The organism is Chryseobacterium sp. Leaf394 (genome assembly GCF_001424105.1).
Classification (GTDB): Bacteria; Bacteroidota; Bacteroidia; order Flavobacteriales; family Weeksellaceae; genus Chryseobacterium.
Window position 1 is genome coordinate 1,702,638 of the sequence record NZ_LMQH01000011.1, and the last position, 21,248, is coordinate 1,723,885.

Here is a 21,248-nt window from a genome sequence, read left to right on the forward strand (position 1 = left end):
TTTTTCAGGTTGAAAGTTTTCAAAAATTTTAGTGATTATCAGTCTCAGAAGCCTTTGGCGCTGTCTTTAGGAATGTTTGATGGGGTTCATTTGGGGCATAAAAGCATTATTGACGAACTCACTAAAACAGGTTCTGAGAAAAATCTTGAGACCGCAATTCTTACTTTCTGGCCTCATCCAAGATTTGTTTTTAATCCCAATGAAGACTTAAAACTTCTCAATACATTGGAAGAGAAACAGGTTCTGATGGAAAAATATGGTGTAAACAATCTTTTTCTGAAAGAATTTGACGAAGAATTCAGAAATCTTACCGGTGAAGAATTTGTAAGACAGATTTTAGTTGAAAAACTCAACGTAAAGTATCTGATCGTTGGCTACGACCACGTCTTCGGAAAAAATAAAAGCGGAAATTTTGAATTGCTGCAGAAACTTTCGAAAGAACTCGGCTTTGAAGTTGAACAGATGGAAGCCATCAACATTCATGAAAATAACATCAGCTCAACCAAAATAAGAAATGCCCTTCTGGCTGCAGATATAAAAGAGGCCAACGAGATGCTCGGTTACTCCTACTCTGTTTCCGGAACTGTGGTTCATGGGAAAAAATTAGGCAGAACCATTGGTTATCCTACCGCTAATATTGAAACCGCATCATCAAAGCTTTTGCCTAAAAAAGGCGCTTATATTGTTGAAGTTTTTGTGAAAGATCAACAGTATAAAGGAATGCTCAGTGTAGGTACCAACCCAACCGTAAATGGAGAAAAATTAACAGTTGAAGTTTATATTCTTGACTTCGAAGGTGATATTTATGATGAAAAAATCACTGTGAAATTCAGAGATTTTCTTCATGAGGAAATTAAGTTTGAAGGGATTGAAAAGTTGGTAGAGAGATTGGATGAGGATAAAAGACTGACTGAGGCTTTTTCGTTTTAAATTTTCCCATTCTTTATCATACTAATCTGTAGTTACTACAAATTCTTAATCTCTTCCATCGCTTTTTTCGTCAGAGACTGAAATACCAGATCGTAAGAATGATCAATCAGTTTTAAAACCAAATCTTTTTTCAAACCGTCCAGAGAAACAGAATTCCAGTGCGTTTTATTCATGTGATAAGCTCCCGTGATTTGCGGATGTTGTTCACGAAGTTCCTCACTCCATTCAGGATTGGTTTTCACAGCAATGCTGAGCGGTTGCTTATCAAGTGATATGAGCAGAAACATTTTGGTTCCTACTTTCATTACCAAAGTTTCCTGATCAAAAGGAAAACTCTCTGTAACGCCTTTTTTTGCTAAACAGTATTCTAAAACTTCGTTGGCATCCATTTTTTATTTTTGACGAATTTAATAAAAAGCCAATAATAATCACGACTGTACTGTACATTAAAATTCTATTCCTGAGAGTCTGTTTAACTTCATCCAATTTAATTTCACAACCATTAAAGAATTTGCTTCTGATGAAAATTAATGAACTTTTGAACCTAGAAAGGTCTGACAGAGAGAAAAGTTTCGAAAATTTACCTTTAAATCTATCTGTATAAAATCAAAAACCTTTCAGGAAAATGCATGATTTTTATTTAATTTTTATTTGCATTCATTATAATTAGTATTTTTGTAAAAATTATTTTATATGAAAATCAAATCTTTGATATTGGTATTGGCGGTAAGCGCATCAACTTTTGCCTTCGCACAGGAAACCAAAAAAGCAGGTCCACCGGAAGGAAACGCTATCGTAGGCGACACTTACGGATCAGCTGTTGCTGCCAAATCTGAATCTAAAGCAATAAATGTTGACAAGCTTGGAAAAAAGCTGAAAAAAGAAAAGAAAATTGAAAATGTTGCTGTAAAAGGTACGGTAACCGACGTTTGCCAGAAAAAAGGATGCTGGTTGACTATAAAGACTGACGATAATTCTGAGTTTTTTGTAAAAATGAAAGATTATGCATTCTTCGTTCCTACCGCTTTGAAAGGGAAAAACGTTGTGATGGACGGAACTGCAGAGGTGAAAACCATTTCAGTGGACGAACAGAAGCATTATGCTACTGATGCAAAAAAATCCCAGGCTGAAATTGATGCTATTACAAAAACAAAAGAAGAAATCAGGTTTGTAGCTACAGGAATCAAAGTAGTGAACTAATTTCTAAAAAATTTAAACGGAAATCGGCGAAGATTCTTGCTTCGCCGATTTATTGATGATAATTATTCCATCTCATCTGCTCCTGATGATTCTGTATTAGTAGAAATCTTTTCGGAAAAAAAATAATAGAGCCCAACAAATTGTTGGGTTTTTTTAGTATTTAAAAATGTATATAAATTTTTAAATAAATACGTAAAAACTAATTTGAATAATTTTGACAGTACAGCTCTGTGGAAGGTTCGTTACATCTGTTATTATCAAGATATTGACAATCGCCTTTATTTATTTCATATAAATATTTGCTCTAAACTTAGTTTTATTCCTCCTTTCTTGATAAATAATTGTACTTATTAAATATCTTAAAATAGTTATAAATGTAAATTGGAAAAAAAGCTATGAAAATAGAAAATAGAGTAATTTTTTTATTTAGTTTAGAGTAGTCTTCAAATAAACAAATATCAATTATATAAAATACATATATCATTATAGGAACAAGAATGCTGACAAGTTTATTTCTTTTCGAATAGAAAATAATTGTTGATATTGTATATAATATCGCAAATAAAACAAAATTAGTTAAATAGTACATTATCCCCCCATGCCCACGTCCATGTTCATTTAAATGAAAAATTTGATTTTCAAAATAGTCTGTTGATAAGTGAAGAAGAATTGTTCCTGTTAAAAAATCTAATATTACATTAATCAACACATTTTTTCTAAATAAATATTTATAACAAACAATAAAACAAAACAATAAGATTAAAATGATTGGTTGTGAAAAATGTAATATCATAAATTTATTTTAAAATTGTTATTTGAAAAGCTTCTGTTCTGAAAAACCCTTTTTTATTTTTTATTCAAATGAAAATTTTACAGTCTCATCCAGTTTCGGGTATTTGGTTTCTGAAATAAACTTTTTCCCTCTACAGTCGATTTCTTTCCAACCCTTTTTATTTTTCACATCACCTACTGCAATAACATAAGGTACAAATGTGATTTCTTCGCTTCCCTCTTCGTAAAGTTCCCTGTACTGAACTGCAATATCCAAAATGCAGTCGTGATCAGTATTCAGCTTTACATTTCTGTAAATAATGTCATAATGCGTTTCTTTATTTTCAGGAATATCAGAATAAGTTTCCCAACCTTCAGTTCCACCTTTCAGTTTTGCTATTGAATTTAAGGCGTAATACAGAGCGATTGTGTAATACTTTCTTGTCTCTTTTCTCAGATAGTCATCCTGAAAATGTCCGCCTTCAAAAAGTATCGTAGGCAAACCTGCTTTTATGAAATTATCGCCGGTGGACGTAGGATAAAACTCGTCAGAATACCGGCCAATATGATTAGGAATCAGCTTTTGCAGTTCACTGTTGACTTCAGCGATAACAGCCATGCATTTTTTCCTGTTCTCTGTAATTTTCCTGTCTGCGTCTTCTGAAGGCGACAGAAATGACAGCGTAGCGGGATGTATGCCGTCGGTTGTAAAAATCGTACGTTGCTCATGAAGATTGAGCGCGTAGTCATAATTCCCTGCTTCAATCTTTTTTTTCAGAAACTTCAGTTCCGCCGTCTGATTGGCGTGGAAATCCCGGTTGAGATCGAGCTCCTGGGCATTAAGGCGGGTCCATCTATCAGATCCGTCAGGATTCAGCATAAAAATGAAATCAAGCGTAATCTGGCTCAGAAGAATATTCTTCAGATCATCATCATTTTCGAGGCTGTAAAGCAAATCGATCATTGCGTGGGTGGCATTAGACTCATTTCCGTGCATCTGAGACCAGGCAATAACTTTTACAGAACCAGTTCCAATAGTCAGACAGTAAATTGGTTGATTATGAAACGATCTTCCAATCTCTGTGATCAAATCGCTGTAGCTGCTCTGCAGGAAGGAAAATAATTTTTGAGGAGAAATATAGCGGTTAGGGAAGTCAGGTTTAGGTTTGTAACAATCTTCGAATTTCATTCTAATAACAATTTACATCGTTCAAAAATACTACAATTTAAATTAAATATAAAATTTACATTTGTCACATTGTTAAACAATGTAAATTGTCAGATTGTCTGTGGACAAAATTGTTAATTAATAATAATTTAATTAAACAAACTTAATTACAAGTAAATCAAATATTTATAAAATTTAATTAAATCTTTACTTGTTATTTACTTTAAGTATGTAATATCCACAAAATGCGTATTTGAGCGTAAAAAACCTAAACATGTATATTGTGGATTACCTACTAAAGATTCTTTTTGTTACAGAAGTAAACTACTGAAAATATTGTTTATAACTTTTAAAATCATCAGAAAATAATGCTTGAAATAATCTAGCTAAAATAATTGGTGGAATTACAAGATAATGTAGACTGTGTAAAGCTTAACATATGTTAAAACTCCTTACAGAAAGTGGATACGGATCAATTAAGTCTTTTATTAATGTAATTAGATACGTTTTAAAAGCATTTTAAGGACGTTTCAGCCCGTCTCCTACTCTACGATGAGTTGACGGACGAAAAAACCAGTGATAGAAGTAGTTTATAGAGAATACAGAACAAATACACCCGTTGAAAGGTCTGAGAAATTTCATTTAAATAATTTACTTCATCTGTTACTTTAAGATCATTAACATTCCAAATTTATGTGGATTAATATTGGAATTTTTTTATATAAAATATTTTGCCGTATATAAATCACTGTAAATTAAATAATTAACGTATTTACTTTTGTATATTGTTCGTATGGCGTTTGTTTACATTTGTATTTGTTTGATGTAAACTAATTATTTACATTTGTAATAGGTAATTTTACACATGTTTTATGAGTTTAAATGAAAGAATTTCGAGAGTTATAGAATATTCCGGTTTTACTCCGTCAGAATTTGCTGATGAAGTTGATGTGCAGCGTTCATCAATTTCTCATGTGACGTCAGGTAGGAATAAACCTTCTTTAGAATTTATAATTAAAATAAAATCAAGGTTTCCCGAAATCTTGTGGGACTGGCTGGTTAATGGTGATGGTGAAATGCTAAAATCTGAACTTCCAAGTGAGAAAGAGATTGTTGAAGAAAAAACAAAGCCTACTTCTCTCCCAGATCTTTTTACATTAATTACTGATGAGGAAGAGGAAGAAATTGAGGAGGAAGAAATAATTGAAAAAACGTCTGTACAGGAAAGTCCTTCAGAATCGTTTAAAACTTACGGGAGTAAAGCCAACGAAAAAATTTCCGATTCTCAGCGATTAGAGAAATCTACCGAAGAAATTGTGAGTCAAGTTATTGAAAACCAATCCAATAAGATAAAACGTATAGTTCTGTTCTACGAAAACGGGAAATTTGAGAGTTTTGAGCCTTAAATATTAATTTAAACTCAATTCAGAATCAAAATTTTAGAAATGAAAAAAGCTCAGTCATCAAAACCGAGCTTTATATATTTAAGAGAAAACTATTTGTTTCTTCTGTCGAGTTCTTTTTTAATTAAACCCAACTCTCTACCGGTTTGTCCGGCAACAGAAGTATTTTCTCTCGCTCTTCTGGTAAGATATGGAACAACATCTTTCACAGGTCCGTAAGGAAGGTATTTTGCAGCGTTATAACCTTTATCTGACAGGTAGAATGTAATGTTATCGCTCATGCCGTAAAGTTGCCCGAAATAAATATTAGGATGGTTGTTTGGCAGACCCGCTGCTTTCATTTTATCCATCACCAGTTCGGAAGAAACCTCGTTGTGGGTGCCAAAAAATGCGGAAACTTTATCTAAATTCTGCATTACAAAATCGATTCCCGCGTTATAATTTTTATCAGAAGCATCTTTCGTTGGCTGGATTGGATCTGAATATCCTTTTTCGGCTGCTCTGGCTCTTTCTTTTTCCATATAAGCACCACGAACGATCTTGTAACCAATGAAATAATTCTTCTCTTTTGCACGCTGAAGATTCTGCTGCATGTACTCAAGACGGCCTGTTCTGTACATCTGTATCGTGTTCCATACGATTGGTTTTTCCTGATTGTATTTTTCCATCATCTCTTCGCAAAGATGATCTGCCGCATCCTGCATCCAGGTTTCTTCGGCATCAACCATAACTTTTTTGCTGTGTTCGTGGCAAAGTTTGCACACTTCATCAAATCTTTTCACCACTCTCGCCCACTCATCTTTTTGACTTGAAGTCAGTTCAGAACCATTTCCAACAGCCTCATACAGATCAATTCTTCCGAATGCCGTTGGTTTAAAAACGATAAAAGGAATAGCAGGATTGCCTACAGAAAATTTAATAATATCTTTAATTTCCTGACAGACTGAATCGAAAGTTTCTTCATCTTCCTTACCCTCAATTGAATAATCGAAAATACTTCCAACACCTCTTTTGAAAAGCTGTTTCACTGCTTTCATACTCTCCTCGCGCGTTTCACCACCGCAGAACTGCTCAAAAAGTGTCGTCTTCACAATACTTTTTACTAACGGAAAATTGTTGTGAACGGTAAAGTTAAGAACGGAAGTTCCAAGACTTGTAAGTGCAGGCTGCTCAATCATTTTGAACATCCAGTACGCTTTTCTTAACTGCGCATCGCTTTTATCGGCAAATGCAACTTTAGTGTCGTTAAAAATGGACATTATTTAAGTTAGATTAGATTTTTGCAAATGTAAACAAATCATTAATGCTGATAAAACTAAATTTCAGATTTTACCATAAATACCATTCAGCAACATTGAAATAATGCCGATGAACACCCAAAAACGCAAAATATTAAGGGTTATAAATTTGTTTCTTCTGGAAGAATTGATCAGTAAAAAAATGCAGGTAATGAAAACAAACAGACCTGCCGCAAAATAATATGCCATAAAGCCTGTGAGTCCGCTTTTATCGACGATTTTACCTGAAACGAGCATAGTGATGACAATAAGAGAAATGATGATTGTGATTGTCGTTTTCTTTGAGAAAAAGTTTGGAATTGTGATGTACCCAAACACTTCATCCACTTTTCTTGTCAAAGTATCTTTCACAATATCAATGATGAGAAGAATTAAAAACAGAAAGATGGCCATCAACAGTACTTTTCTGGAAAATGTCTGATAATACACCATCATTCCAAAGAATGGATAGAGTGTTAATGCTACAAAAGTAAGGTTGTTGACAATTAAAATTCTGCTTAATTTATGGCTGTAATACCACATCACAAACTGATAAAACAGGAAAAACAGCAAAACTCTGTAGGAGATAAAAGCGGCAATCCCCAAAGAAATTATAGAAAGAAAAAGATAGATGTAAAGAAAATACTTTTGCTTCAAAAAGCTCTGAATTCTGCTTCTGAAGGGCTTTACGACATGATCTTTTTCAACATCGTAAAACTGGTTAATAATTCCGCCTGCTAAAATGGTGAGAACTGTACAGAAAATAATCCCGTGGACTTTAAAATCAAAAACGAAACTGCTAAAATTCTCATCCTGATTAAACAGGAAAAATGTGGAAACGTAAAGTGCAAAAGTGAGCAGAATGGCGACAAAAAAACGCGCTCCCAAAAGAAAACCCATAAACTGCGAAAGTCTGTAAAATAAAGATTTTACCGGAGGATTTAATGGTATGGGATTACTTTTTTCAGAACTCATTCCTGAAAAAATTTTAGAATCTGTAGATCACTTCTTTCTGGAAGCCTTCAAGCATTTGTTCAGCTTTTTCGTAGTCTTTGGTAAAGCCTAAAATGTACCCACCGCCTCCGCTTCCGCAAAGCTTCAGATAGTAAGCATTAGAATCCAGACCCTTTTTCCAGATGTTGAAAATACTTTCGGGAATCATCGGACGGAAATGTTCGTAAGCCCAGTGAGAAAGCTTTTTAAGATTTCTGAAGAAAGGATTCATATCTTTTTTCAAGAAAGAATCGATGCAGGCGTTGTTGTAACGGATAAACTCTTCTTTCAAAGTTTTACGGAAACCTTCAGTCTTCATTTTTTCAAAGAAAATCTGAATCATCGGTCCGGTTTCTCCCGTAATTCCTGAATCAATTAAAAAGATCGCTCCTTTTCCTTCTTCGCCTTTCGGGATGGCCACTTTGCCTAGATTTTCTTTATTTTCGATAAGAATCGGAAGGTTCATGTAGCAGATCAGAGGATCCATACCGGAGCTTTTTCCGTGGAAATAGCTTTCCATTTCACCAAAAACGGCTTTAATATTTTTCAGATCGTCTTTAGAAATGCTGTCCGGATTGTGCTTTGTGAAACAGTATTTTTCAAAAATAGCTGCAACCAACGCACCTGAACTGCCCACACCATAACCCTGAGGAATGTTGGAGTCAAAGAAAAGTCCGTTAGAAATGTCTTCTTTGAAACGGTTAATATCAAGTTTGAATTGCTCAGGAAGCGCTAAATTATGAAGATAATCAGCGTATTTATTTAAATGAAAATTTGATTTTTTCTCAAATTCAGAATCTGAATCGGAAAACTTCAATGTCCCTTTATAAAAGCTGTAAGGAACTACAAGACCCTGTGAATCTTCTATCATTCCGTACTCTCCGAAAAGGATAATTTTAGCGTAAAATAAAGGGTTCGTCATTTTGTGTTAAAATGTTTCTGCAAAGTTAATCTATTCTGCCGAATATTTAACAAATTTTAAGCCATTTAAAATGCTTATATCTTGGTTTTTAAGAATCTGATCAGAACTGCACCTGTTGCGAAAAATGCCGACATTGAGATAAACGCGTACTGCATGTTGTGAAATTTCTGGATAAATACACTGAAGATAAGCATTCCGCAGATGATTGCTAATTTTTCCAGCACATCATAGAAGCTGAAATACGTTGTATTTTCCATTGAATTTTCAGGTAAAAGTTTTGAATAAGTCGATCTTGACATTGCCTGAAGACCGCCCATTACCAAACCGATTAAACCTGCCAATCCGTAGAACTGAAGCTGCACATTCGGATTTTCTCTGTTTAAAGAGTACGCAGAAAGACAGCAGGCAATCCAGATGATAACTGCAATTGTGATTACATTTTTGTTTCCGATCTTTTTTGATAATCTCGAGAATAAAAATGCTCCGAAAATTGCAATAATCTGAATCACTAAAATTGTGATAATTAATTTGTACTTATCTGCTTCTTTCGGGAAAATCACTGTACTTCCAAACGGAACTGCCATTAGGAAAATAGTCTGCATTCCAACACTATAGAAGAAGAAACTTGAAAGGAAAAACTTCAGAGCCTTGTCGGAGAAAAGTTTATTTCCAACTCTGAATAATTCTCTGAAGCTCTCTTTGGCAATGTCTTTATAGAAGCTGATGTTGTCTTTTAAAACCTCAAAAAATCCACCCTGTTCTTCATGTCTTTTGAAGATGTTTTTATAATTTAAAAGTACCAGATCTTTTGGTAACTTATCTTTCACATCCCCAAACTGCGGTAAATGTTTGAAAGTATACTGTGAAAAACCAAACCACCATGCACCTGTAAGAAGGAAGCTGACTCTGATGTAAATTTTAGCCTGCTCCGGCCCTTTCGCAACCACCTGAATTAAAACTAAACAGATAATCAGTAATACTACAGAGCCGATGTAACCGTAAATGTAGCCTTTTGCGGAGAGTGAATCCTGCTTGTCCGGCGTTGCAATATCCGGTAAAAAGGAATTGTAAAATACCAAACTTCCCCAGAACCCGACGCTTGCTGTTATACTGAAAAGCAGTCCCAAAAAGAAATTATCCATACCGGTAAACATTGCCAGTCCCATACATGAAGTTGCACCCAGATAACAGAAAAACTGAAGGAAAGATTTTTTATTTCCGATTGTATCTGCCAATGAAGATAAAAACGGCGATAAAATTACAACCAGGAAGAACGAAATTGCGTATGAAAAACTTAAAACCGCTTCAGGTTCATAGCCTTCACCGAAAATTCTAATCATGTGACGCACCGGAATTTCCTGCACCTCGCCGGCTTCTGCTACAAATTCTTTTTTGTTGTACGCTGTCGTTAGAATGGTGTAATAAATCGGAAAAATTGCAGAGGTAATAACAAGAGAATAAACGGAGTTTGCCCAGTCGTAGACAGCCCACGCTTTCATAATCTTCGGGTTATTCTTTATATTTTGAGTCGGTTGAATTTCAGTTTCAGACATTTTCAAACTAATTAGTTGCACAAAAATAGAAAAACCGCTGAACATTCGGAGGTTTTTATTTTTTTAAGGCTAAATTTTATTGATTTGTTAAAGTTAAGCTGGATTGACAGATGACATCATTAATAAAGGTGTCGCTCCTGTAGGGCTTCGCATCGTTAATTTTTCTTGTTTGCCACAAAGGTTTTGCTTCGCCGGAGCAATTTGGATTTTTTTAAACAATCTAATATGTACGTCCATTTTAGTTTTAAGCTGTTTCAATTGGGAAAGTTCAAACTATATTGGGTTCTCGTTTTCCCAAATTGGGAAACTAAGCCTGCAATTAGATTCTAACTGTCCCAGTTTGGGAACGGCAAGAAATTATTTTGGTTTAAACTTTCCCAAAATGGGATGGTGTGCTACCAATCAGTTTATTAAAATCCCAAACTTTCAGACCTAAAAATTAAAGAAAATGTTCATTTAAAAATAAAAAAAACCAAAAACACGGATGCTTTTGGTTCTTATATGATGATTGAATTTAATTTGAATTCTTAAGTTTTTCTACTGATCAATATTTGGACTATCAATACTAAAATTCCTACAACCTGAAAGATTGTACCGATTGTCAGACCTATATTTCCGTTGAGAGGCCCCAAAGTGAAGTGAGTGATTTTCAGCCATGCACCTACAACAGTAATTAAAAATCCGATCAGAAAAATAACAATTCCCAGTTTAAATTTCATACAAGCTTATATATTTTCAATAACGATTGCAGAAGCACCGCCACCACCGTTACAGATTGCAGCAGCACCGTATTTACCGTTGTTTTGCTTTAAAACATTAATCAAAGTAACGATAATTCTTGAACCTGAACTTCCAAGTGGATGACCCAAAGCAACTGCCCCGCCATTCACGTTAACTTTTGCAGCATCCAATCCTAAGATTTTGCTATTTGCTAAACCAACAACAGAAAACGCTTCGTTAAATTCGAAAAAGTCGATCTCTGAAATTTCTAAACCAGCTTTTTTAAGAGCAATTGGTAAAGCTTTTGAAGGAGCGACAGTAAAGTTTTCAGGCTCGATAGCGGCATCTGCGTAAGAAATGATTTTTGCCAAAGGTTTCAATCCTAATTCTTCCATTTTCTCTTTAGAAACAAGAATTAATGCAGAAGCACCGTCGTTTAAAGTTGATGCATTGGCTGCTGTAACGGTTCCCTCTTCTTTTTTGAAAACTGTTGGAAGCGTAGGCATTCTGTCGAAATTTACAGCTTTATATTCCTCATCTTCAGCGAAAATGATTGGATCTCCTTTTCTCTGAGGAATAGAAACAGGAACGACTTCTTCCGCGAATTTCCCTTCGCTCCAGGCTTTTGCAGATCTTTTATATGATTCGACAGCGAAATTATCCTGATCTTCTCTTGAGAAACTGTAATCTGTTGCACATTTTTCAGCGCAAACACCCATGTGAACTTTGTTGTAAACATCTGTAAGTCCGTCTAGAACCATTCCGTCCTGCATTTTTACGTCACCTAATTTTGTAGCGTTTCTCGCGTTGTAATAATGAGGAACCATGGACATATTTTCCATTCCTCCAGCAACGATAACGTCCGCATCACCCGCTTTGATAGCCTGTGCAGCCATCGTCACAGCCTTCATTCCTGAAGCACAAACTTTGTTGATTGTTGTAGAAGGAGTTTCGTTTGATAATCCAGCACCTAAAGCAACCTGTCTTGCCGGAGCCTGACCCTCACCTGCCTGAAGAACGTTCCCCATGTAGATTTCCTGAACGTTTTTAGGATCAAGATTAATTTTATCTAATGCTCCTTTTACCGCTGCAGCTCCCAGTTTTGTAGCCGGAACTGTTGAAAGGCTTCCCATAAAACTTCCCATTGGAGTTCTTACTGCGGAAACGATGAATACTTCTTTCATATGTAAATTTTTATTGTTTTTTAAAGGTCATCCCGAATAGTCGGGACAGGTTATGCAATCGCCATTTCTTATCTTAATTCTTTTTTAGATTGGAAAATATGGCAATTTTATATTTTTTTATTTTAATTTAATTTTTTCTAACCCAAGTGATAATAATTTCCGGAAAACTTAATGTTTGAGCCCTTACACTTGACTCTTTTTACTTTTTACCTGGCTCTTTACAAAAAGCATAATTAATGCTCCTAAAAACTCAACAGCCCATCCCCACTGCAGTTTCACAGTTCCAGATAAGGCTTTTGTCCAGGATTTAAAAGGCAGAAAACTGAAATAGCTGGAGGCTTGATATTTCACTGCAAACAAAGTGAATACAAACAGAATCAACAGGAAAACTGCAAAAGTATTGACGAGCTTTCCTCTGTTATTTACAATCCCGAAAAGTGCACAGGCACAGAATATCCAGCAGAAAATTGCCAGAAAATGGTCGAGCTGCCAGTAGTTCCAGTTTCCGATGATAGGAACGTGTACGAGAGGAAGAAAGCTTCCTACAACCACCAAAATCCATCCTAAAAGCTGTAAATTTTTCATTAATAATTTTAAGATTTATCATTAATCTCAGAATGCCAAAGTACAAAAAAAAACATACTTTTTGTAAGTATGTTTTAAAATCAAGTAATTGAAATTTAGTCTTATTTTTGAATACTATTTTGGTTTTAAAATTATCAAAATCTTAACAATCATTTAATAATTTTATCAAATTAAAAACTAATATAAAGTAATTCGACACCGATCTGTATGCCATATTTGTTGTTTATTTTAGCATTATCATTAAAAACCGGGGTAAAATCCTTTTTTACAAAAACATTTAATGCCCCATATCCTACCGATAATTTTCCACCGAATAGAAAATTATTTACAGAGCCATTTACATTTTCCCTGTAGGAAATTTTATGTCCTTCAAAATTTCTGTAATTAATAAGATTCTGAGATAAGAATCTTACACCACCATAAACTCCAGCTGAAATCCTAAAATTACCTTTAGAATTATCCAGCATTTTCTCGTTATTTTCTGTGGTATATTTTGGATTTAATACAAAAACAAAATCAACAGGAACGGTAACATAACCGTTTGCAATCCTGGAATTTCTTAAATATCCTGTTGTAAAATCACTCAAATAAATCTGTCCGTTTTGTTGAACAAAAACCTTCGAGTCAGCAAGTTTATAACTATCTGATCTAAAACCCAGGCCTACGCGATAAAAAACAGGAGATGTAAGATCTCCCAACTGTCTTGTCGCACGGTATTCAAAAACTATAGACGTTGATTTTCCAAACATTACTTCAGATGATTTATTTGCGAGTGCAAGAGAACCTGCATTTTTTGTGAGATTAATAAGACCAAAAGAAATATTAAAATCATCTCCTTTAAGCAGCTGTTTTTTTGTTGTTTTCCAGCTCTTGGTCGTGAGAAGTGCATTATTCTGTACCAACCCGATTTCAAAGATATTTTCTTTCCCCATGACAGAATTTTTAACCAATTCTCTTGTTGCTTCCTCCAACTCTTCCTTCTTGCTGTCTACTTTCTGATTGATTATCTGCTCGTATCTTTGGGCGACCTCGCTTTTCTTTTTCTGCTTTTCTTCAGCAGAATATTTATTTTCTCTAAAAGTTTTTTCAAGAGCATCAAGTTCGGTATTCATGTTAGCTTTTTCAGCCACAATTATGCTGTCAATTTTTTTTGAATAGGTTCTGATCTGACCTTCTGTGTAAGGTTTTACCTGAGAATGAGCAAAAGAAAAAACCATCAGGGACAGAATAGCGAATAACTTTGTTTTCATATTTGGAAATTTTATTTTAGACAATATTTTACTTTCGTTTAATAAAAACGATAATTAATTATGATAAAATGTTTGACTTTGAGAGACCGATTTATTTATCTTCTACAGAATCTGAAATCACAGTGAACCCAAATATTTTTAATGAATTTGGACCTTTAACTTTACGAATATCAAAGACGCCAAATTTTCTTTGGTCATTATAATTTTCTTCTCTCGTTTTATCTAATTCCCTACCTACCAAAAGGTCATCTGCGCTTATATATGATGCTTTTTTTCCTTCGGCAATCATAGGTTTTGCAACAGGCATATCAATTTTTTCCATTGATAAATTAGGAACTTCGGTAATTTTACTTTGCTTTTCTTCTACGATTAAGTTTTCAGAAAGCTTATCTTTTTTCGAAATTTCAGTGACAGCAGGATATTCTTTGTTATTTTCCACAATTTTTCTCCTTAAAGCAGATTCATCATTAACTTCCTCTCTTGAAGTAGTCGTAGAAACTACCGTTTCTGTTAGCTTAAAATCATTTTCTGAAGGGTTTTTAGCAACGACCGTTTTTTCAATATCTGAATTTTTGTCTGTATTAAAATAAAATAATCCTCCAACAGAAATTAAAAGAACAATCACAGCAGCATATTTCCACCAATGAAAAGTGTATTTTTGAACTGTTTCAGAACCTGAATCCAAACCAGCTTCAATCTGCTCCCAAAGATTGGCGGAAGGCTTTATTTCAAGGTCTTCGTAATCAGTTTTTAACTGTTTCAGTATGTTTTTGTCCATTTTCTTTTGCTTTTAAATAATCAGTTATCCATTTTTTGGCTTTGCTGAGCTGGCTTTTGCTGGTTCCTTCAGAAATATTCAGAATTTCAGCGATTTCCTGATGCTTTTTATCTTCAAATACATAAAGATTAAATATCAGTCTGTAACCTGCCGGCATTTGAGAAAAAATCTCTTCGATATTGATATTGTATAAATTCTCGTCCGAATCTTCCTTAAAATAATCGTCAGCAATTTCAATATCGGAATACAAAATATTCCTGTTTTTCCTGACAAAAGTTATTGAGTCATTGACCACAATTTTCCTCAGCCAAAAAGGAAAGCTTTTCCACTCTTTACAATCATTGATTTTATTGAAGCATTTCATAAAAGCATTCAGTAAAATATCTTCTGCATCATGAATATTGTTGGTATAAGAATTCGCAACCGCCAGCATTTTAGCTGAAAACAATTCGTAAAGCGCTTTCTGAGCTCTACGATCCTGCTTTTTGGCGAGTTTAAAATTCTTTTCTAAATCCTTCATGTATCAGTTTCTATCCTTAAGACAGCAAAAGTTTAAAATGGTTGCCCGAAAATAAAAAAAATTGCACTTTTTATTCAAAAGTGCAATGTATAAATTGGTTGTTCATTACTAATGACCCGCGTTTTCAACAGCCTTCGGATCGTGTTTATGTTTAAATAAAACCCAGAAAAGAATGGCCAGAACAAGCGCATACGCTGCAAAAGACAGCCAGATATTATGCCAGTCTTTCATCATTACGACTGATGATAAGGTTCCGTCAGTATTTACTGCTGAATGAAAACTTTCCTTTAAAATATTTAGAAAAGATGGATTATCAGGTGTGGTTTCCAGATAAGAAGATAATTCTGTAACGGTAGTAAACCTGTGTGTGAAAAATTTATCGATTGCCCAACCCGCGATATAGCTTCCGAAAACAGCCCCAAACCCGTTGGTCATCATCATAAATAATCCCTGTGCAGAAGAACGGATCTTTTTATCTGTAGTCGTTTCAACGAAAAGTGAACCGGAAATATTGAAAAAATCGAATGCCATTCCGTAAACGATACAGGACATGATGATTAATCCTAATCCGTATCCTTCAGGTATTCCGTAGGCAAAAAATCCGAATCTCAGTACCCACGCAAACATGGAGAAAAGCATCACTTTCTTGATCCCAAATCTCTTCAGGAAAAACGGAATTGCCAAAATAAATAAAGTTTCAGAAACCTGAGAAATCGACATGATAATCGTTGATCTCTGTACTACGAACGAATCTGCATATTTTGGAAAATGAGAAAATTCGCTTAAAAATACATCTCCGTAAGCATTGGTCAGCTGTAAGGCAGCACCTAAAAGCATGGAGAATAAGAAGAAAAGTGCTGTTTTATAATTTTTAAACAGTTTAAAAGCGTTTAAACCCAATTGTTCAGAAAGTGGAGCATCTTTATCGATCAGCTTCTGTGGCGGGCATTTTGGTAACGTTAAAGCATATATTCCGAGGATAATGGCAGCTACTCCTGCGATGTAAAACTGACCTTCGGTAGCTTTGTTTCCTGTAAGATTTGTAATCCACATGGCAACGATAAAACCGACTGTTCCCCACACTCTGATCGGTGGAAAATCTTTTACCACATCCAGATTACTGTTTTTTAAAACCGTATACGAAATTGAATTTGCCAGAGCAATTGTTGGCATGTAAAAACACATGGCCACGAGCATTACCGTAAAAAATGAGTTCGGATTATCGCTGTGAGGCAGGAAGAAAAGGGTGATTCCGTATAGGATTTGTAAAGCCGAGAAAATTCTTTCTGCGTTGATCCAGCGGTCGGCAATAATTCCGGTGATGGTCGGCATAAAAATCGATGCGATACCCATAGTGCCGAAAACCGCTCCAAACTGGGTTCCGTCCCACTGTTTTGTACCGAACCAAAAATTCGCCATCGTTATTAGCCATGCTCCCCACACAAAAAACTGCAGAAAGCTGAGGACGGTCAATCGTAATTTTAAATTCATTATTTATGTAAAAGATTCTTAATCTATTTTCTTTTTTCTTCGCTTGATTTCCTCCTGGATTTCAAGTGCGGTATCAAAATCTTCTTCTTTCACGGCATCTTCGAGAAGTTTTTGGAGTTCTTCCATTGAGATTGATGTCAGGCTGTCTTCGGAGGAAGTGATTTCAGAGAAAGCTTCGTCTTCCTTTGCAACTTCTTCCAGTTCCAGTAAAATTCCGGCTTCATTTAAAACCTGTTGGGTGGTGAAAATGGGCGCGTCAAATCTCACAGCCATCGCAACTGCGTCAGAAGTTCTTGCATCCAGAATCAGTTCTTCTTCAGTTTCCGAATTTTTAAAGTTGATATTTGAAAAAAATACGCCGTCTACGATCTGATAAATGATTACAGAAATCAGTTTATAATTGGTAGAAACAATAAATTTTGTGAATAAATCGTGGGTAAGCGGGCGCGGTGGATGAATGTCTTTTTCTAAGCCTAAAGAAATGGATTGTGCTTCGAAATTCCCGATAACCACGGGCAGTTTAACGTTTGTTTCTTCATGTTCCAATAACAATGCGTACGCCCCCGATTGTGTCTGGCTGTACGATATTCCGCGTATGATTAGCTGTTTATAATCCATGGCTACAAATATAAATTAATTTTTTATTGTAGGTTTTACTTTTTAAACAAAAATAAAAGCCCGGAAGCCGAGCTTTTATCTATATTGTTGATGTTTATCAAAGGTCAATAGTGAATTTTGCTTCGCAAGTGAATTAATTTATTTTAAAAATTGACGAGCGAAGAGAATTGACCATTCACAATACACATTCTTATCCTTTGATTGCTTTAATTTTCTCATTCAGTGCAGGAAGAATCTGGAAAGCGTCTCCCACAACACCGTAATCAGCTGATTTGAAGAACGGAGCTTCAGCATCACTGTTGATTACTACGATTGTTTTAGAAGAGTTTACTCCAGCCAAGTGCTGAATTGCTCCTGAAATACCGATTGCGATATACAAATTAGGCGAAATTGCTTTACCTGTCTGTCCAACGTGCTCTGTGTGAGGTCTCCATCCGATATCTGAAACCGGTTTAGAACATGCTGTTGCCGCACCTAAAGTATTAGCCAAATCTTCCACCATTCCCCAGTTCTCAGGACCTTTCATTCCTCTTCCTGCAGAAACAACCACTTCCGCTTCTTTAAGATCCAATTTTCCTGAACTCTGCTCGTGAGAAATTACTTTGGTATCTTCATTAGCTACTGAAAGATTTTTCACTTCTTCAGAACCTGAAACAGCGCTTTCTTTTACACCGAAAGCATTTTGAGAAACTGTAAGAATTACTCCAGCTCCTTCAGCTTTAGCATGCATGAAACCTTTTCCTGAAAATGCTTTTCTCTTTACCTGAAACGGAGACTGGCTTTCCGGTGCTTCCAAAACATTGGTAATTAAAGAGAAATCTTTCATCACAGCCAACATTGGCGCTACTGAAGAAGCATCTGTAGTGTGAGGAAAAACAAGAATATTTCCGTCCGCCACTTCACTTACTGCCTGGGCATAAGCTTTTGCTGAGAAATTTTTAAGACCTTCGTCTTTGATGTTGATTACGTTTGTTGCTCCATATTTATACAATAAATCTGAAGAATCTGTTGGGTTTACAGAGATTGCCGTAACGGTAGTTCCCGCCTGATCAGCCACAGCTTTAGCATAAGAAACTGCCTCAAAAGCTGCTTTTTTGTAAACTCCGTTTATATTTTCTGCGTATACGAATACTGACATAATTTTTAAATTTGAAATTTGAAGTTTGAGATTTGAAATTCTGATCGTTTTAAATTCTATTTTGAAAAAATACAAATTCTCTCAACTTGAATCTTTTTACTTTTTACTTGAATCTTACTAGATCACTTTCGCTTCTTCGTGAAGAAGTCTTACCAACTCATCTAAATTATCCGGAGAAACCATTTTTACAGCTGCTCTTGGCGGAACTGAGTCGTACGAAACTCCCTGAACCTTTACCTCAGAAGAAACAGGTTCAACTACCTGCAATGGTTTTGTTCTTGCAGACATAATTCCTCTCATGTTTGGAATAATCAAATCTTTTTCATCTACCAATCCTTTCTGACCAGCGATTACAGCAGGTAACTTTACAGAAATGGTTTCTTTACCACCTTCGATTTCTCTCACTGCGGTAGCCTCGCCACCGTTTACATCCAAACCAACAGATGCATTTACGAAAGGCTGATTCAGTAACTGAGCAACCATTCCAGGTACAGAACCACCGTTATAGTCGATAGATTCTTTTCCACAAAGAACTAAATCATAACCACCATTCTGAGCTACAGAAGCAATTTCCTTTGCTGTAGAATAGCTGTCTTTTGGGTCAAGATTTACTCTTACACCGTCGTTTGCACCAATGGCCAATGCTTTTCTGATTACCGGCTCTGTTCCGGCATCACCTACATTCATTACGGTAACAGTTGCGCCCTGAGATTCCTGTAATTTAATTGCTTTTGTTAGTGCGAATTCGTCTAAAGGGTTGATTACCCACTGAATTCCGTTTTTGTCGAATGCAGATTTGTCTGCTGTAAAGTTAATTTTAGAAGTAGTATCAGGAACACTACTAATACAAACTAATATTTTCATAAGTATACTATATTTTCTTTTTGCTGCGTCCAATAAAATCAGAGAAGCAATTTTGTTTGTTAAGTGTTGTAAATATAAATAAAAAATATATTATGCATGCATAATACTTATTTAATTATTATTCAGCGCATTATAAGTTATTAACTCTTTGGTTTTGACGCCCTAAACTCAATCTTGCTTGGCAAAACTCTCGGATTCATTTTCAAAACATCGAGCACCAAATTGCCCATGTCTTCCGGCTGAATTTTCCATTCATCTTTTTCTGAAGGCACGTTTCCATTGAAATTGGTGGCAACTGAACCTGGCATAATCACCGTTGATTTGATGTTGTACTTTCTTAAATCGATCATCGCAGCTTGTGTAAAACCGACAACACCGAATTTCGAAGCATTGTAGCCAGTTCCGTTTTCAAAGAAATTGGCTCCTGCTAAACTTGCAATCGTGATATAATACCCTTCCGTCTTTTTTAATTCAGAAACTGATGCTTTTAAAGTATGAAAAACTCCGGAAAGATTGGTTTCAATCATAGAATTCCATTCTTCTGAACTTAATTCGTCAACAGGTTTAAAAACACCCAGACCGGCATTGGCAATAACGAAATCCAGTTGTCCGAACCGTTCTACGATTGATTGCACAGCAACATTTTCGTCATCCATATTTCTGACATCTGACACAATTCCCAAAACGTTCTCTGAAATTTTCTTTAAATCTTGCTCAGCTTTCTGCACATCTTGTCTTTCCCGCCCCGAAAATGCTACTGAAACTCCGTTTTTCAATAAGATTTCAGCGATTCCCAAACCAATTCCTTTCGTTCCGCCAGTGATGTAGGCTACTTTATTCTGAATCATAATTTAAAATTTTAATTTCCCTAAAATAAGAAAAACGCCCCAAATGGAGCGTTTTAAATCTACTAAGATTTATCAGAATTATATTTTATTTGATTTTATACAAATAGATGAATCTGAAAAACTAAAATTTAGTTTTTGGTTAAGAGTATATTTTTAAGTTCTAAAACTTCACCGATGGGATGAATTTTAAAACCAAATGGCGATAAATCTCTTTCCAAATCTTCAGTTTTATAAGGTGAATGAAGTTCAATTATGATATTACTGACTTTATTTAACCATTGGTTGTTCCTAGTCAGAACTTCAGATTCTGCGCCTTCAATATCCATTTTAAGCAGATCTATTTGGCTGATGTTATTTTTCTCCATAAAAGTATTCATACAAAGAGCTTCAACCAAACCGCCCTGCTTTCCTATTTTTGTATTGTATGATAACGCAGCATCATCATCAAAATTTACAAATCCATCTTCTGAAAATACTGCAGCATTAAAAATCTTAATGTTTTGCAGGTTTTGTGTATTACGAGTTAATAAACTGTAATTCTTTTTAGATGCTTCAACAGAAAATATCTGAGCTTCAGGATAGTTTAGATGATAATAGACAGAGGTAAATCCCACGTGAGCGCCCAAATCAACTATTGTTTTAGGCTTTAGATTATACTTTTCAGGAATATGATAGGCTTTCTGCCAGAAGATTTCGTAAAAAACATCGATATCTCCTTTAAAAGTCCTCATGGATAATTCAAGATTCTGCCTGTTAAAAATAAAATCATATTTCACGGTTTCATCATTAATTTCTGTAACTCCTTTCTTAAAAAGTCTGCTGTATCTTTTAGAGTTTATTAAAAGTTTTAAAAACGAGAAGTTTCTGGAAATGGAAAGTGCCAGAAGTATTTTAGAGAAATAATTTTTCATTGATTCTTGATTAGAAATACCTGCTAAAGTGCAAAAATAAAGATATTCTGAAGCTAACAGCAATTTTGAGATGATTAATTAATGTGAATTTATATTTAAAGCATTTCACTGGAAAAAAAAAAAA

General features: G+C 35.0%; 22 protein-coding genes. 3 read left to right on the forward strand and 19 right to left on the reverse strand.

Going from position 1 to position 21,248, the window contains the following annotated elements; all coding sequences use genetic code 11:
* Window positions 1–9 precede the first annotated feature (9 nt).
* The gene (locus ASG21_RS12380) at window positions 10–930 is read left to right on the forward strand and encodes a bifunctional riboflavin kinase/FAD synthetase (protein WP_056080435.1); all 921 of its coding nucleotides are present in this window, start codon (window positions 10–12) and stop codon (window positions 928–930) included.
* Window positions 931–965: 35 nt separating this feature from the next.
* Here the strand turns inward: ASG21_RS12380 and ASG21_RS12385 are convergent, their stop codons facing one another.
* Entirely contained in the window at window positions 966–1,319 is a 354-nt protein-coding gene (locus ASG21_RS12385; protein WP_056080438.1) for an MmcQ/YjbR family DNA-binding protein, read from the reverse strand.
* A 304-nt stretch (window positions 1,320–1,623) separates the two neighbouring features.
* On the opposite strand from ASG21_RS12385, the gene ASG21_RS12390 reads away from it, so the two are divergent.
* Window positions 1,624–2,130: a DUF4920 domain-containing protein gene (locus ASG21_RS12390; protein ID WP_056080447.1), complete on the forward strand. Its 507-nt coding sequence runs from the start codon at window positions 1,624–1,626 to the stop codon at window positions 2,128–2,130.
* A gap of 853 nt (window positions 2,131–2,983) precedes the next feature.
* Here the strand turns inward: ASG21_RS12390 and ASG21_RS12400 are convergent.
* Window positions 2,984–4,090: a M14 family zinc carboxypeptidase gene (locus ASG21_RS12400; RefSeq protein ID WP_056080452.1), complete on the reverse strand. Its 1,107-nt coding sequence runs from the start codon at window positions 4,088–4,090 to the stop codon at window positions 2,984–2,986.
* Between the two features lie 851 nt (window positions 4,091–4,941).
* Here ASG21_RS12400 and ASG21_RS12405 point away from each other — a divergent pair.
* Window positions 4,942–5,475: a helix-turn-helix transcriptional regulator gene (locus ASG21_RS12405; protein WP_056080457.1), complete on the forward strand. Its 534-nt coding sequence runs from the start codon at window positions 4,942–4,944 to the stop codon at window positions 5,473–5,475.
* 89 nt (window positions 5,476–5,564) lie between these two features.
* On the opposite strand, the gene ASG21_RS12410 is transcribed toward ASG21_RS12405, so the two are convergent.
* The 17 genes from ASG21_RS12410 to ASG21_RS12485 form a co-directional block, all read right to left on the reverse strand.
* Window positions 5,565–6,731: a proline dehydrogenase family protein gene (locus tag ASG21_RS12410; RefSeq protein WP_056080461.1), complete on the reverse strand. Its 1,167-nt coding sequence runs from the start codon at window positions 6,729–6,731 to the stop codon at window positions 5,565–5,567.
* A gap of 63 nt (window positions 6,732–6,794) precedes the next feature.
* Window positions 6,795–7,724 (reverse strand): UbiA family prenyltransferase, encoded by a 930-nt coding sequence (locus ASG21_RS12415; RefSeq protein WP_056080464.1) that lies wholly within the window; start codon window positions 7,722–7,724, stop codon window positions 6,795–6,797.
* Between the two features lie 13 nt (window positions 7,725–7,737).
* Window positions 7,738–8,664 carry a mevalonate kinase gene (locus tag ASG21_RS12420; protein WP_056080467.1) on the reverse strand — a complete coding sequence of 309 codons (927 nt, stop codon included), beginning with the start codon at window positions 8,662–8,664 and terminating at the stop codon, window positions 7,738–7,740.
* A 74-nt stretch (window positions 8,665–8,738) separates the two neighbouring features.
* The gene (locus ASG21_RS12425) at window positions 8,739–10,217 is read right to left on the reverse strand and encodes an MFS transporter (protein ID WP_056080471.1); all 1,479 of its coding nucleotides are present in this window, start codon (window positions 10,215–10,217) and stop codon (window positions 8,739–8,741) included.
* 93 nt (window positions 10,218–10,310) lie between these two features.
* Window positions 10,311–10,454: a hypothetical protein gene (locus ASG21_RS20235; RefSeq protein ID WP_157844529.1), complete on the reverse strand. Its 144-nt coding sequence runs from the start codon at window positions 10,452–10,454 to the stop codon at window positions 10,311–10,313.
* A gap of 290 nt (window positions 10,455–10,744) precedes the next feature.
* Window positions 10,745–10,936: a hypothetical protein gene (locus tag ASG21_RS12430; protein WP_056080474.1), complete on the reverse strand. Its 192-nt coding sequence runs from the start codon at window positions 10,934–10,936 to the stop codon at window positions 10,745–10,747.
* 6 nt (window positions 10,937–10,942) lie between these two features.
* A complete protein-coding gene (locus tag ASG21_RS12435) occupies window positions 10,943–12,121 on the reverse strand; it encodes an acetyl-CoA C-acyltransferase (protein WP_056080477.1) in 1,179 nt (392 codons plus the stop codon).
* Between the two features lie 183 nt (window positions 12,122–12,304).
* On the reverse strand, window positions 12,305–12,706 hold the full coding sequence (locus ASG21_RS12440; RefSeq protein ID WP_056080480.1) for a hypothetical protein: 402 nt from the start codon (window positions 12,704–12,706) through the stop codon (window positions 12,305–12,307).
* A gap of 170 nt (window positions 12,707–12,876) precedes the next feature.
* On the reverse strand, window positions 12,877–13,956 hold the full coding sequence (locus tag ASG21_RS12445) for a hypothetical protein (RefSeq protein ID WP_056080483.1): 1,080 nt from the start codon (window positions 13,954–13,956) through the stop codon (window positions 12,877–12,879).
* A 91-nt stretch (window positions 13,957–14,047) separates the two neighbouring features.
* Window positions 14,048–14,734 (reverse strand): hypothetical protein, encoded by a 687-nt coding sequence (locus tag ASG21_RS12450; protein ID WP_056080487.1) that lies wholly within the window; start codon window positions 14,732–14,734, stop codon window positions 14,048–14,050.
* Window positions 14,700–15,254, reverse strand: coding sequence for a sigma-70 family RNA polymerase sigma factor (locus tag ASG21_RS12455; protein ID WP_056080491.1), 555 nt, complete (start codon window positions 15,252–15,254; stop codon window positions 14,700–14,702). Before ASG21_RS12455 ends, ASG21_RS12450 begins: the two co-directional genes overlap by 35 nt.
* Before the next feature lie 108 nt (window positions 15,255–15,362).
* Window positions 15,363–16,745, reverse strand: a complete 1,383-nt coding sequence (locus tag ASG21_RS12460; protein ID WP_056080494.1) for a nucleoside permease — start codon at window positions 16,743–16,745, stop codon at window positions 15,363–15,365.
* An 18-nt stretch (window positions 16,746–16,763) separates the two neighbouring features.
* Window positions 16,764–17,363, reverse strand: coding sequence for a bifunctional nuclease family protein (locus ASG21_RS12465; protein ID WP_056080497.1), 600 nt, complete (start codon window positions 17,361–17,363; stop codon window positions 16,764–16,766).
* A gap of 190 nt (window positions 17,364–17,553) precedes the next feature.
* Window positions 17,554–18,501: an electron transfer flavoprotein subunit alpha/FixB family protein gene (locus ASG21_RS12470; RefSeq protein ID WP_056082383.1), complete on the reverse strand. Its 948-nt coding sequence runs from the start codon at window positions 18,499–18,501 to the stop codon at window positions 17,554–17,556.
* 117 nt (window positions 18,502–18,618) lie between these two features.
* Window positions 18,619–19,365, reverse strand: a complete 747-nt coding sequence (locus tag ASG21_RS12475; protein ID WP_056080500.1) for an electron transfer flavoprotein subunit beta/FixA family protein — start codon at window positions 19,363–19,365, stop codon at window positions 18,619–18,621.
* A 140-nt stretch (window positions 19,366–19,505) separates the two neighbouring features.
* Window positions 19,506–20,213: an SDR family oxidoreductase gene (locus ASG21_RS12480; RefSeq protein WP_056080503.1), complete on the reverse strand. Its 708-nt coding sequence runs from the start codon at window positions 20,211–20,213 to the stop codon at window positions 19,506–19,508.
* A 128-nt stretch (window positions 20,214–20,341) separates the two neighbouring features.
* Window positions 20,342–21,124: an FkbM family methyltransferase gene (locus ASG21_RS12485; RefSeq protein ID WP_056080506.1), complete on the reverse strand. Its 783-nt coding sequence runs from the start codon at window positions 21,122–21,124 to the stop codon at window positions 20,342–20,344.
* Between the last annotated feature and the right edge of the window lie 124 nt (window positions 21,125–21,248).